At 64.2% G+C, this 13553-nt stretch carries 11 protein-coding genes; 8 read left to right on the top strand and 3 right to left on the bottom strand.

The annotated features are described in order from the left end of the window. Positions 1-7 precede the first annotated feature (7 nt). Both ACVC5H_RS12475 and ACVC5H_RS12480 read left to right on the top strand, forming a co-directional pair. Entirely contained in the window at positions 8-472 is a 465-nt protein-coding gene (locus ACVC5H_RS12475; RefSeq protein WP_489622593.1) for a response regulator, read from the top strand. Then, positions 469-1635, top strand: coding sequence for a sensor histidine kinase (locus tag ACVC5H_RS12480; RefSeq protein WP_489622594.1), 1167 nt, complete (start codon positions 469-471; stop codon positions 1633-1635). Before ACVC5H_RS12475 ends, ACVC5H_RS12480 begins: the two co-directional genes overlap by 4 nt. Before the next feature lie 40 nt (positions 1636-1675). Here ACVC5H_RS12480 and ACVC5H_RS12485 read toward each other — a convergent pair whose 3' ends face one another. Continuing rightward, on the bottom strand, positions 1676-3874 hold the full coding sequence (locus tag ACVC5H_RS12485; RefSeq protein ID WP_489622595.1) for an ATP-binding protein: 2199 nt from the start codon (positions 3872-3874) through the stop codon (positions 1676-1678). A 556-nt stretch (positions 3875-4430) separates the two neighbouring features. Between ACVC5H_RS12485 and ACVC5H_RS12490 the strand changes: the two genes are divergently transcribed. The 3 genes from ACVC5H_RS12490 to ACVC5H_RS12500 all read left to right on the top strand — a co-directional run bounded on the left by ACVC5H_RS12490 (position 4431) and on the right by ACVC5H_RS12500 (position 9132). Continuing rightward, positions 4431-4601, top strand: a complete 171-nt coding sequence (locus ACVC5H_RS12490) for a hypothetical protein (protein ID WP_489622596.1) — start codon at positions 4431-4433, stop codon at positions 4599-4601. A 13-nt stretch (positions 4602-4614) separates the two neighbouring features. Further along, positions 4615-4995: a hypothetical protein gene (locus ACVC5H_RS12495; protein WP_489622597.1), complete on the top strand. Its 381-nt coding sequence runs from the start codon at positions 4615-4617 to the stop codon at positions 4993-4995. A gap of 336 nt (positions 4996-5331) precedes the next feature. After that, positions 5332-9132 (top strand): hybrid sensor histidine kinase/response regulator, encoded by a 3801-nt coding sequence (locus ACVC5H_RS12500; protein ID WP_489622598.1) that lies wholly within the window; start codon positions 5332-5334, stop codon positions 9130-9132. A gap of 92 nt (positions 9133-9224) precedes the next feature. Here the strand turns inward: ACVC5H_RS12500 and ACVC5H_RS12505 are convergent, their stop codons facing one another. Next, the gene (locus ACVC5H_RS12505; protein ID WP_489622599.1) at positions 9225-9506 is read right to left on the bottom strand and encodes a PAAR domain-containing protein; all 282 of its coding nucleotides are present in this window, start codon (positions 9504-9506) and stop codon (positions 9225-9227) included. Positions 9507-9804: 298 nt separating this feature from the next. On the opposite strand from ACVC5H_RS12505, the gene ACVC5H_RS12510 reads away from it, so the two are divergent. Next, positions 9805-11055: a PepSY-associated TM helix domain-containing protein gene (locus ACVC5H_RS12510; RefSeq protein ID WP_489622600.1), complete on the top strand. Its 1251-nt coding sequence runs from the start codon at positions 9805-9807 to the stop codon at positions 11053-11055. A 22-nt stretch (positions 11056-11077) separates the two neighbouring features. Here the strand turns inward: ACVC5H_RS12510 and ACVC5H_RS12515 are convergent, their stop codons facing one another. Next, positions 11078-11902 (bottom strand): universal stress protein, encoded by an 825-nt coding sequence (locus ACVC5H_RS12515; protein WP_489622601.1) that lies wholly within the window; start codon positions 11900-11902, stop codon positions 11078-11080. 234 nt (positions 11903-12136) lie between these two features. Between ACVC5H_RS12515 and ACVC5H_RS12520 the strand changes: the two genes are divergently transcribed. Both ACVC5H_RS12520 and ACVC5H_RS12525 read left to right on the top strand, forming a co-directional pair. Then, positions 12137-12553, top strand: coding sequence for a VOC family protein (locus tag ACVC5H_RS12520; protein WP_489622602.1), 417 nt, complete (start codon positions 12137-12139; stop codon positions 12551-12553). After that, positions 12550-13500, top strand: coding sequence for a 2-hydroxyacid dehydrogenase (locus ACVC5H_RS12525; protein WP_489622603.1), 951 nt, complete (start codon positions 12550-12552; stop codon positions 13498-13500). The genes ACVC5H_RS12520 and ACVC5H_RS12525 overlap by 4 nt, the downstream gene beginning before the upstream one ends. Positions 13501-13553: the final 53 nt, after the last annotated feature.

A 13553-nucleotide genomic window follows, 5' to 3' on the forward strand; every position in this document is an offset into this window, starting at 1 on the left:
GAACAAGATGGCCACAGGGCAGAGCGTCAACATCATCCTGGTCGAAGACGACGACGGCCATGCGCTACTGGTCGAGAAGAACCTGCGGCGCGCTGGCCTGGTCAATGGCTTCCAGCGCCTGCGCGACGGGCAGGAAGCGCTGGATTATTTCTTTGGTGGCGACCTGGGGCGCGCCGACCTGCAACAGCTGGTGGTGCTGCTGGACGTGAACATGCCGCGCGTCAACGGCGTGGAGGTGCTGCGGCGGATGAAGCAGGACGCCGCCACTGCCGCCATTCCGGTCATCATGCTCACCACCACCGACGATCCCCGCGAAATCGCCCATTGCTATGAAGTGGGCTGCAACGTCTACATCACCAAGCCGGTGGAATACGACGACTTCATCGAGGCGGTGCGGCGCCTGGGCTTCTTCCTGCAGGTGGTCAAGTTGCCGGCACCCGGCGTGGTGTCACGGGAGAGCGAATCACGATGACCGCCACCATCGCTCACGTGCTGGTGCTGGAGGATGACGACGGCCTGCTGGCCCTGGCCAGCCGCGTCCTCAAGAAGCACGGCCACCGCGTCACCGCCGTGACCGATGCCGGGTCGGCGCACGCGGCGGTGCAGGGCGATTGCCCCGACCTGCTGATCGTGGACTACAACCTGCAGGCCCTGGAGAGCGGCCTGGATTTTTTCCGCAGCCTGCGCGCGGCGGGAGTGGAGATCCCGGCCATCATGGTCTCGGGCCTCTCGGACGAGCTGCACATCATCGAGGCCCTGCGCGCAGGCGTGGCCGATGTACTGCCCAAGACCAGCGATTATCTCGACCACTTGCCGGAGATCGTGCAGCGCGTGCTGGCACAGCAGTCGCAGGCGCGCGATGCAAGGCAGGCCTGGGAGCGGGTGCACCAGCTGGAACAGGAACGCGAGGCGCTGCTGGCGGCCGGGCAAGCCGCCCAGGCCGAGGTGGCACGCCTGCGCAGCGGCCGCGAGACCTTCCTCGACACGCTCTCGCATGAACTGCGCACACCCCTCAATGCCATCCTCGGCTGGACCCAATACCTGCTGCGCGATGCCACCGATCCCGCCAAGCTGCACAAGGGCTTGCAGGTGATCGAACGCAATGCGCGGCTGCAGGCGCAACTGGTGGAGAATCTGCTCGATACCAACCGCATTCTGTCCGGCTCGCTGCGGCTGGCGGCCGAGCCCGTCCCTCTGGCCGAACTCATCGGCGACGCCATCGCCACCGTCCGCAGCGCGGCCGTAGCCAAGGAGATCGCGCTGCGTGCCGAGCCGGCAGCCGGCACGGTGCTGGGAGATGCCATGCGCTTGCGGCAGGTGCTGGGCAAGCTCCTGATGAATGCCATCCGCTTCACGCCGCGCCAGGGCTGGGTGCTGCTGTGCCTGCACCGGCGTGACAGCGAGGTCGAACTGGAGGTGCGCGATAGCGGCCAGGGCATGGCAGCGGCCGAACTGGAGCGATTGTTTCCGCCGCAGCGCGAACCGGGGCCCGCCTTGGGCAGCGCTTCGGGCCTTGGCTTGGGGCTGGCGGTGACACGCCAGTTGGTGGAGTTGCACGGCGGCCGCTTGCGCGCTTGCAGCGCCGGTCCCGGGCAGGGTGCAAGTTTCTTCGTCAGCCTGCCGCTGGCTGCTTAAGGCATCGCCTGCTTGCGGGCCTTGCAGGCCGTTGCCTGGCTTAGCCGGCCATGATGGGAAGCGTGACGGTGAAGGTAATGATGTGGTGGTCGCAGTTCACTGCGATCTTGCCGCCATGGCCGCTGACGATTTCGCTGACGATGTACAGGCCCAGACCCAGGCCGCGCGCATTGCGCTGGTTGCCCATGGATTCCTTCTTGTAGGGCTTGAACATGTGCTCGCGCACTGCCGACGGGATGGCCGGACCATGGTTGGACACCGAGATCGTCAGCACGTCCGCGCGGCGGAACACGATCAACGTCGAGGGCTTGCCGATCTCGCCGTGATGGCGCGTGTTGGAGAGCAGGTTGGAAACCACCTGGCTGATGCGGTCGCCATCCAGTTCGATCTCGCCGCAGTCTTCCGCTTCCAGGATGATCTCGTTGTCGGGATAGGCCATGCGTGCTTCATTGACGATCTCGGTGACCATCTTGCGCGCGTCCACCGGGCGGCGCTGTATGTCCAGGCCCATGCCGCTTTGCAGGCGGCTGATGTCGAGCACCTGCGAGATCAGGCGATGCATGCGGCTCGATGAGGAAGAGATGCGCTTGCTGAGGTTGGCGCTGGAGGGCGAAGGCTCGCGCACCTCGATCATGCGGGCGGCCATCATGATGGCCTGCAGCGGATCGCGCAGGTCATGGCCCAGGGTGGCCAGCAGGGTTTCGCGGGCGCGCTTGAGCATGTTCTCGTTGGACAGCGCCACTTCCTGCAGGTCCAGGCGCAACTGGCTGGCGATTTCGGTTTGCGTCTTGTCCCATGGCAGGCTCTTGCCGCGTACCGTTTCCTTCCAGACGGCGAAGGAGCCGCGCGGCGTGAGACGCGGGCCGAGCGGGCCGATGCTGTATTTCTTTTCGGGATTGCCGCCCCAGCGCACGTCTTCCACCTGTTCGGTGCGGAACCAGAAGGCATAGCCATCCTGTTGACGATAAAAGCGTACGGCCAGCACGCCGCAGATATCCCCCAGCGCCGCCTTCAGGGCCGGCACGTCGGCGCCCAGCGCACTGGTGGAGAAATAGTCGCCCGGTTCGTTTTCATTGAGCCAGTTGATCAGCGCGTTGACGCCTTCACGCGAGGGCGCCTTGCCAAAGACCTGGGTCTTGCGGTCCAGGGAGATGGCGCCGCCATGGGCATTCATCAGTTGCAGGTAGCCCGCATGGTCGGCCGCCAGCGCCAGCACGATGTCTTCGCGGTCGGTCACCTGGGCCACGATCTGGCGGCGCAGGTCGGCGCTGTGTTCAAGCGCACGGGCGCGCTCGCCGTTGAGATTGCGTTCCACCAGGGCGCTGACGAATTGCGCCAGCAGCTGGCAGGACATGCGCACCGCATGCGGCACCCGATGCGCTTGCATATGGTGGCAGGCGATCAGGCCCCACAGGCGCTCGCCGATCACGATGGACAGGCTCATGGAGGCGCCCACGCCCATGTTGCTGAGGTATTCGATATGCACCGGCGAGACGCTGCGCAACATGCTGTGGCTCAGGTCCAGCGCACGGCCGGTGAGCGCATTGTGATCCGGTTCCAGTGCCACGGTGGGGGCGCTCACGTCGGCGATCAGACGGATCGGATTGATCACGTACAGGCGCCGCGCCTGGGCCGGGATATCACTGGCCGGATAGCGCTGGCCGAGGAAGGGTTCGAGGTCTTCGCGCTTGTGCTCGGCGATGACTTCGCCGCTGTCGTCATGCCGGAAGCGATAGGCCATCACGCGGTCAAAGCCGGTGATGCGGGCGATCTCGTCGACGGCCACCGTGAGCAGGTCTTCCACGCCGGGCTGGCGCTGGATGCGCTGGATGGCCTGGTGGGCGGCCAGGGCAAAGGCCTCCAGCGGGAGCGCATCTGCGGCACGCTGTTCGAATTCAGCGATGAGCATGCCTTCGGATTTGTGGGTGACCAGATCGAAGGTGCCGCCCTCCAGCGTGATCATCCGCGAATCGACGTAGCCCTGCCGGTCTTGCAACGCTGCATGAATCAGCGCGCGGGCAGCCGGGGTGAGATGGTCTGCGCCGAGCGGTTGCCCGGCTTCGGGCAGTGCGCCCAGCAGCGCAGCGGCATTGGCGCTGCGCGTGGCCAGCTCGCCCTGGGGCGTGAAGCACAGGAGCGCACCGTGATTCTGGATGGAACCCGGGATGTGGATCGGCTCCTGATCACAATTGCTCAGGTCGACCGCTCGCCGGCGGCTTGCGTGGTACGGATTGCTCATGCACTACTTTCTCGATGCCGGCCTGAGCAGGACATCGAATTACCGGCACGTTGACCACAGCGGCGGCGAGTTGGAGGGCGTGAAGGCGATGGCATCCGGGAGACCCGGCTCTGACTCAGGCAGCCGGTCGCTGCAAGAGAACGATGCGCATTCTTGACTTCGGGAAATGCCCATTATAGGCGTCATCGTAAAGCTTGGTGAAGGGCGGACAACTTTTAATTCGTTGCAGCCTCGCGATGGCGATCCGGGTTGTCTCGCTGCGTGAACGCTCTTCCGTTTTGTCCTACAAGTCAATCGGGAACCGTCCGATAGTGACTCATCCATGCGACGTTTTAAGATCCGCAATACTCGCAGAAACAACGCGGCACGATCGCACCGATTGATGCCGCACGGGAAAAGAAAGCCCGGTCCTGCGCTGTCCCGTCTTCTGGAACGACAATTCGTGTGAGCCCGGCGCATCAAGCTCTTCCAGTTTTGCTGCGTCTGGCTAAAATGAAGTGTCATCGGAAGTTTTTGGCAGCATGGCGACCTGGCCCAGATCAGGGAGCGAACACCCATGCTGTCGATGAAACACAGGGAAAAGATCAATCACGGTGTTGGCCAGACCACGCGGCTGGTTGATCAGTGGCAGCGCGAGCGCTGGCAGGCCCAGGCCAGCAGCGATGCCACCCAGGACAAGCTGATGTTGCAACCAGCCCGGCGCAAGTGGTCGGCGTCGGATCTTTGAGCAGGGTAGCCTCATGGACAAGTCTGATTCCACCCATCCTTATGATCCTCTGATCGCCATCCAGCAAGGCGACTGGACGGCCTACCGCAACCATATCTCTTCGCAGGGCCAGGCTGGCGGCGACGCCGAACCTGAACCCATGCCGCTGTCGTCCTACCCCGTGCCGGCCCAAGACAGCGCGGGACAGCCGCTGCATGGCGAGGAAGATATCCTGGCGTACCGGCGCCGCTGCGCACGCGCCTACATCGGCATGAATGGCCGTCTCGGCGGTCGCGCGTACCGGCCCAACGAACCCGTGATCCTGACGCAGGAGGCGGTGCAGGAACTGGCTGAACTCAACCGGCTGCTGCGCGAGGAACGTGCCCTGAAAAAGAAAAACGAGAAATCCAGCTGAGCCGCCTGGCCTCTTCGCGTGCGGCCACTGTTTTGATGTCGCAACTGTAGGTGCGCGTCGCGATCTCGTGTAGGAAAACAGGAGGCCCGCGCACACGCCTGCGCCATGCGGTATTGCGGCCGATGGCGGTTTTTCCGTGAGCTGAGAGTGAGCCCGGAAGGGGGGCGGGCTTCCCGTATAATCGTCGGCGGCACGCAGCAGGGGGCGCTCTGGTAAAGCGCCTGCTGCAGTGGATGCGAACAACAATGAAGGGACCAGCGGGGAGCACGAAGGCGCCAGCCTCTCACCCATCAGACCTCGGTGCTCAACGCTAGGCTTAAAGGTAAGTTTCACGACATGGCAGACATTTCTTGGTTGCGCGGCACAGGTCTGGCCGCGCAGATCGTCACGGCAACCGATTGGACGGCAAGTCCCCTGGGTGCGCCGGCGCAATGGTCGCCGACCTTGCGCACCTCGCTCAATATTGCTCTGCATTCTCCTTTGCCCAGTTTGCTCGTGTGGAGCGCGGCGCGCGTGATGCTCTACAACGATGCCTTCGCTGCCTGTATCGGTGCCGCCCATCCGGCGGCGTTCGGTGCGCGGCTCAGCGATTCTTCCCTGTGGCGTGGTGCGGGGCGGCTGTGCGAGGCGGCCATCGGCGCGGCCTTCAGCGGCCAGCAACAGCAGCTCGCACGCGTGTCACTGCCCGGAGCCGGTCAGGGGCACGGTGCAACGGATCAATGGGACCTGTCGTGCGTACCAGTGTGGGAAGACAGCGCCGAGGGCGATGCCGCGCAGGTCGCCGGCGTGCTCTGTACGCTGGTGCGCGCCAGTGCGCTCGATACGGCGCTGGCCCACACCGACCTGCTGCGCGATCTGATGGAACAGTCGCCCAGTTTCAAGGCCGTGGTGCGAGGTCCGCAGCATGTCTTCGAACGCGTCAATGGCGCTTATTTCAAGCTCTTCGGCGAGCGCCCGGTGCTGGGCTTGCCGGCGCGTGAAGCACTGCCGGAACTGCTGGACGAAAATCTCTACGAATTGCTGGACCGCGTTTACCACACCGGCCAGACCTATACCGAACGCGGCGCGCGCCTGTTCCTGCGGCGCGCACACGAGAGCGGTTTTGCCGGTGCCGTGCTGGACTTCGTGTTCCAGCCCATCAAGGATGCCGACGGCAAGGTGGCGGGTATCTTCATCGAGGGCAACGACGTCACCGAACGCTACGTTGCTGAAGAGCGCCTGCGCATCGTCGATCGGGCCGGCGGTATCGGCATCTTCGAGTGGTTTCCGGCGACCGGCAAGCTGGCCGTCTCGGACCGTTTCCGCCGCTTGTGGGGCCTGCCGCCCGAAGGCGAGGTGAGCTCGCAGCAACTGGTGGACATGATCGATGAAGAATTCCACCCGAATCTGGGCACGGCTCGCATCAAGGAAGGTGGCTTGCGCAATCCGCTGGAATACACCGAATACCACATCACCCGCCCGGACGGCGAACAGCGCTGGCTGGCCCGCAAGGGCGAGGTGGTGGAAGACGATCCGCGCGCCGGTGCGCGCTACGTGGGGGTAGTCTTCGACGTGACCTCGCGCAAGCTCATGGAGCAGGCGCTGGCCGCTTCTGAGGCGAGCGTGCGCGCCAACAATGCCTTCGTGCGGCAACTGCTGGATTCCACCGACCAGGGCTTCTTCTCGATCGACCGCGAGGGCATCGTCACGCTTTGCAATGCCGCCTTCCTGCAATTGCTCGGCTACGCCAGCGAAAAGGACGTGCTCGGCCGCCCCCTGCATGACGTGATTGCCAGCGCCGGCGAGACTGACACGCGCGGCGATTGTGCCGTGCTGCGGGCCGCGCGCGAAGGCCTGACCGCACATGTGGATAGCGAAGACTTCCTGCGCGTCGATGGCACCAGCTTCCCGGTGCAATACCAGGTGCATCCGGTGTGGCAGGACGGCGAGCTGCAAGGTGCGCTGTGCACCTTCATCGACCTGACCGAACGGCGGCGCGGCATGCAGGCCCTGTCCTGGAGCGAGAACCGCCTCACCGCCATCTTCAACCAAGCCTCGGTCTGCTTCTCCGAACTCGACCTGCAAGGCCGCTACCTGCGCGTGAACCAGGCGCTGTGCCGCATGCTCGGCCGCACCGAAGCCGAGATGCTGGAGATGACCCTGGCCGACGTCACCCATCCGGATGACGTGCCGATGAACATGACGCTGTTCAATCGCTGCATTGAGCATGGCAGTTCGTTCACGCTCGAAAAACGCTATCTGCGCCCGGATGGCAGCGCCTTCTGGGTCTCCAGCGACATCAGCCGCATCGTCGATGACGAGGGACGTCCGCAGGCCATGATCGCGGTCTCCACCGACATCACCGAACGGCGCCGCGCCGAAGAGGCGCTGCGCGAACTCAACGATACGCTGGAGCAGCGCGTGGTCGAGGAAATCCTCGAGCGCAGTCGTGCCGAAGCGGCGCTGCGGCAGATGCAGAAGATGGAAGCGGTGGGGCAGCTTACCGGCGGTGTGGCGCACGACTTCAACAATGTGCTGCAGATCATCGGCGGCAACCTGCAATTGCTGCAGACCGATCCGCGCCTGGATGAGCGCAGCCGCCAGCGCGTGCGTACCGCCATTGGTGCAGTCGACCGGGGCGCCAAGCTGTCTTCGCAACTGCTGGCCTTTGCCCGCCGCCAGCCTTTGCAGCCGCGCAGCATCAACCTGGAGCGCGTGGTGCAGAACATGGAGGATCTGCTGCGCCGCGCCGTGGGCGAGAACATCGAGATATCCACGGTCATCACCCATGATCTGTGGAATACCATGCTCGACCCCAACCAGGTCGAGAACCTCATCATCAACACCGCCATCAACTCGCGCGATGCCATGCCCAATGGCGGACGGCTGACACTGCAGATCGATAACGTGCAGCTGAGCGATCCGGCCTTTCTCTCCCAGGCCGATCTGCAGCCCGGCGACTATGTGGAGTTGCAGATTTCCGATAACGGCGCCGGCATGTCGCCCGAGGTCCGCGAGCGCGCCTTCGAACCTTTCTTCACGACCAAGCGCGAAGGCGAGGGCACCGGACTGGGGCTGTCGATGGCCTATGGCTTCGTCAAGCAGAGCCGTGGCCACATCAGCCTGCACAGCGAATCCGGCAAGGGCACCACGATCCGCATCTACTTCCCGCGCTGCGTGGAGCAGGAAGTGGTCATCGACGAAAACCGCGACATGGAAGTGCGCGGTGGCGACGAGACCATCCTGGTGGTGGAAGACGATCCCAACCTGCAACTGACGGTGATCGATACGCTGTCCTCGCTGGGCTACCGCGTGCTCAAGGCCGACAACGGCGAGCGCGCCCTGGCCATCCTGCAGAGCGGCATGGCGGTGGACATGATGTTTACCGACGTGGTGATGCCGGGCAGCGTGCCGGTGACCGAGCTGGCGCGCCAGGCGCGGCAGTTGCTGCCGGACATCGAGATCCTGTTCACCTCGGGCTATCCGCGCGATGCCATCGTCCATGAAGGGCGGCTGGACGCCGGCGTGGAGTTGCTTTCCAAACCGTATCGCATCAACCAGCTGGCACAGCGCATCCGCCAGATGCTGTCCAACCGCGCCCACCGCATCGAACTGGCCCGGGTCACGCGCGAGCGCGACCAGGCCAATGCCAGCGCCACGGTCCATGTGCTGCCGGTCGGCGATCGCCAGCGGCAGGCTGAGGGCCAGGATGCGCACTTCGATCAGCCGGCCAATGCAGCAGCGAAGGCGGCCGCGCCAGCACAGCAGCCGCAGTCGACGATGGAGCAAACGCCTGAATCGGCCAGCGGGCTGCGTCTGCTGGTGGTGGAAGACAACATCGATTCGCAGCAACTGGTGTGCGAGTTGCTGGAGACGCTGGGCCACCAGGCGCGCGGCGTGGTCAGCGGCGAGGATGCCCAGCAGGCCCTGGGCGAGCAGCGTTTCGATGTGCTCTTCACTGACGTCAACCTGCCCGGCATGTCCGGCGTGGAGCTGGCCAAGCGGGCGCTGGAGCGCTTCCCGGAGATGTCGGTGATCTTTGCGTCCGGCTACGGTGCCATGGTGACGCGCAACGTCGGTTTTGCCTCGCACTCGCTGCCCAAGCCCTACGATATCGATCAGTTGCAGGAGATCCTCAAGAAGATCGCCACCGCCTGATGAGGTAGTTCGAGGGCAGGGCGATGCATCATGCACCGCCACCTTGAAGAGATGGCCTGCTCCCCCACGCGCAGGCCATTTTTTCGTTCATATCAGGAGTCCCCCGGCGTGCCGGCAATCCTGGCCAGATGCTGGGTGGCGATGAGGACTGCGCCGCAGGAGGTCAGCATGCCTTCCACCGCCGCGTTGCGTCCCAGGTATTCGTATTTTTGTTCACTGGCCAGGATGACGAATTCACATCGGCATTGCGGGCAATAGCCGCGATGGCCGACACCCGCCATCGGTTTGCCGTACAACTTCACATTCGCAAATCCCTGCTGCACCACGCCGCCGTGCGAGGTGGGATCGTCGAGACGAATGATGGCCCTGGGCATGTGCACTTCCTTTCATACGATGAAAAGCAGTGAAGATAAATCCATCGGCCCGGCTGTGGTGGATAGGCGGCAAGAGATCAACCATATTCAGTAATTTTTGCAGCGCTATGTCGAATCAATTCGAGGAGCTTATTGCCCGGTCAGCAGAAAGTTGGTCAGCAAGGTTTCCTTTTTTTGTCATATTGCATACAATAAATAAGAACCATTATCGTTCGTATTTGATTTAGTCTAAATGAAGAGAAAATCTTCGTTGAGATTTCATGGACCCCGCTGCCGCTTAGCCACCTGACCTCAGCCCATGCGTCACCTTCTCGTTCTTCTGCATCGCTGGTTCGGCCTGGCCGTGGCGGTCTTCCTGTTCATCGCCGGCGCGACCGGCGCGGTGATCTCCTGGGATCATGAGCTCGATGCCTGGCTCAATCCGCAGCTTTACCATGCCCGCAGCGCCGACCGTGCCGATGCCGGCGCTCCCATGCCGGGCCTGGAACTGGCACGGCGGGTGGAAGCCGCCGAACCCGAGCTGCGCGTGACCTATGTGCTCACCCAGGCCGAACCCGGCGAAACCATCGGCATGATGGTCGAGCCGCGCCTGGACCCGGCCACCGGCAAGCTGCCGGTGCTGGATTACAACCAGATTGCGGTTGACCCGGTAACGGGAGAAATCCAGGGCCGGCGCATGTGGGGCGCAATTTCCCTGGCACGTGAAAACCTGCTGCCTTTCCTCTACAAGCTGCATTACACGATGCACCTGCCTGATGTCGGCGGCATTGAAACGGGCGTCTGGCTGATGGGCATCATCGGCATCGTGTGGGCGCTGGATTGTTTTATCGCGCTCTATCTTTCCTTTCCCAACTGGCGCAGCTGGCGCAAGTCGCTGGCCTTCCGCTGGCGCGAGGGCGGGCACAAGCTCAATTTCGATCTGCATCGTTCCGGTGGCGTCTGGGTCTGGGGCTTGCTGCTGATTCTGGCCGTGACCTCGGTGTCGATGAACCTGGAGCGTCCGGTGATGCGCCCGATTCTGCAAACCTTTTCCACGCTGAGCGCCGGTCCCTTCGAGACCCGCACGCCGATTGCGCCCGACAAGGTGCCGGAGCCGCGCCTCTCGCGTGAAGAAGCGGTGGCGCTGGGCCGCGCGCAAGGGCAGAAGCTCGGCTTGACCGAACCGGTCGGCGGGGTGTTCTACTCGGGCATGTTCGGCGTGTATGGCGTGGGCTTCTTCCAGCCCGGCAATGACCACGGCGATGCGGGGCTGGGCAATGCCTGGCTGTATTTCGATGCCATGACTGGCGCGTATGAGGGCGGCAAGATTCCGGGGCGGGGCAGTGCGGGCGATATCTTCCTGCAGGCGCAGTTCCCGCTGCATTCCGGGCGCATCCTCGGCTTGCCCGGACGCGTCCTGATTTCGCTCATGGGCGCGCTGGTGGCAATGCTGTCGGTGACGGGCGTGGTGATCTGGGTGCGCAAGCGCCGTGCCCGCCTGCAGCAGCGCCAACGGCTGGCCACCCAAAAGACACCGGCCCGCGAGGGGCCGGTGGCGGAACTGCGCTAGGGCCTGTAGAGCGATGGCCGTATCAATGCGCCATCAGCACCGGCAGCGTCATGGTCTTGAGGATGGTCAGGGTCACGCCGCCCAGCAGCACTTCGCGGAAGCGGGTATGGCCATAGCCGCCCATGACCAGCAGGTCGGAGCCCTTGTCGGCCGCCAGTGACAGCAGGGCATTGCCGATATCCAGCGGGGTCTGTTCCTGCGCCACTTCCACCTTCACACCGTGGCGCGCCAGGTAGAGCGCGATATCGGCACCGGGTTCTTCGCCATGGGTGCCCAGGCGCTTGTCGGAATTGAAGAGCACCACCGTCACGTTGTCGGCCTGGCGCAGCAGCGGCAGGGCGGCGGTGATGGCACGGGTCGATTCCATGCTGCCATCCCAGGCGATCAGTGCGTTCTTGCCCACATGCTTGAATTCACCGGCACTGGGAATGATGAGCACCGGACGCGGGGCGTTGAGCATGACGTATTCGGGCAGGTCGGTCAGGAAGCTGTCATCGGCATCGTCCAGATCGGCCTGGCTCACCACCACCAGGTCGGCATAGCGCGCCTGCAGCGCCAGGCCGCCTTCGGCGTCGTCATCGATGAAGCGCTTTTCGCAGGAGGGCACGCCCACGCTGTTGGCGATCTTGTCGAAGTTTTCCAGCGCGGCCAGGGCGCGGTCGCGGAAACCATCCATCTGCGCCGCGATGTAGGCAGCGCCTTCCATGGTGATGAAGCTGGAGATGCCGCTGACGGCACTGCCGATCAGGTGGGCCTGCTGAGCGCGGGCCAGCTCGGCGGCGATGCGGATGCGTTGGGCAGCGTGGCGCGACTGGTCAACGTGGACCAGGATGGACTTGTAACTCATGGTGGCTCCTCGGGAGATTCATGGGGAAGACATCCGCAGCGGGATGCCATACATCCAGAGTAGGCCGGGCCCCGGCCATCGTCCAGCGCAAATCCGGCGCTGCTTGACGCATGTCAATCGCGGCTGGCGAGTGTATGGAGACATCGGCGGCTTGTTTCCATACAAGCGCCCGGAGGCTTGCGTTGCGGTATGCTTGTCGGCTTTCGCAACCAGCCTGCCGATCCGGGACCTTCCATGCAATCCATCTTTCACCTGGCCTACCACGTGCGCGACCTCGACCAGTCGCGCCGCTTCTATTGCGACCTGCTCGGTTGCGCCGAAGGACGCAGTACCGAGACCTGGGTCGACATCGATTTCTTTGGCCACCAGCTCTCGCTGCATCTGGGTGAGCCGTTTGCCGTGAGCAACACCGGCCACGTCGGACATCATCTGGTGCCGATGCCGCACCTGGGCGTGATCTTGCAGATGGAGGACTGGCAGCAACTGGCCGACCGCCTTACCGCCAGCGGTGCGGTGCAGTTCGTGCTGGCACCGCAGATACGCTTTGCCGGCGAGCCGGGCGAGCAGGCTACGATGTTCTTCCTCGACCCGTCCGGCAATCCCATCGAAGTCAAGGGCTTCCGCGACCTGGCTACGGTATACGCCAAATGAGCGGGCGCACACCGGTTCCCTTCGTCAGCCAGAGCGACGCTGCCTCGGTGGCCGCCTGGCTGGAGGTGTTGCGCGCGGCCATGCCGGAGGAGGAGATCCTGGCCTTTGCCGATCTGGATGACGATCAGCGCGCGCAGTGCCGTCTGGCCATCGTCGCCAATCCCGATCCGGCCCACCTCAAGCAACTGCCGCAATTGCAGTGGGTGCACAGCGTCTGGGCCGGGGTGGAGCGGCTGGTGGCCGATCTCGGGCAGAGCGGCCTGCAGATCACGCGCCTGGTCGATCCCCGGCTGGCCGCCACCATGGCCGAGGCGGTGCTGGCCTGGACGCTCTACCTGCACCGCGACATGCCGCATTACGCGCGCCAGCAGCAGGCGCGGCAATGGCAGCCGCTGGAGTACGTGCTGCCGGAACAGCGCCGCGTAGGCATCCTCGGTCTGGGTGCGCTGGGTGAAGCAGCCGCCGGTGCGTTGCGCCAGGCGCGCTTCCCGGTGATGGGCTGGAGCCGCAGTGCGCGCAGCGTGCCTGGGGTGCAGACCTATAGCGGCCTGGAAGGACTGGCGCAGATGCTGGCACAGAGCGATATCCTGGTGTGCCTGCTGCCGCTGACCGCCGAGACGCGCGGCCTGCTCGATGCGGCGCGGCTGGCACTGTTGCCGCCGCAGGCACAGCTCATCAATTTTGCGCGCGGGCCGATCATCGATGACGCGGCCTTGCGCCAGGCGCTCGACGGCGGCCACGTGCGCCATGCGGTGCTGGACGTGTTTGCCACCGAGCCATTGCCGCCAGAGGCCTGGCCGTGGTCGCATCCGTCGGTGACGGTGCTGCCGCATTGTTCGGCGCCAACCGATTCAGGCACGGCCTCGGCCATCGTGGCGGCCAATATCCGCCACTATCGGCAGACGGGCGAGATTGCCGCCAATGTGGATCTCCAGCGCGGCTACTGATGGAAGTGATCTAGGGCCTGTTCACACTTAATCTGCGAGTGCGAGAGGTCGCC

The organism is Herbaspirillum sp. Her3 (assembly GCF_057961275.1).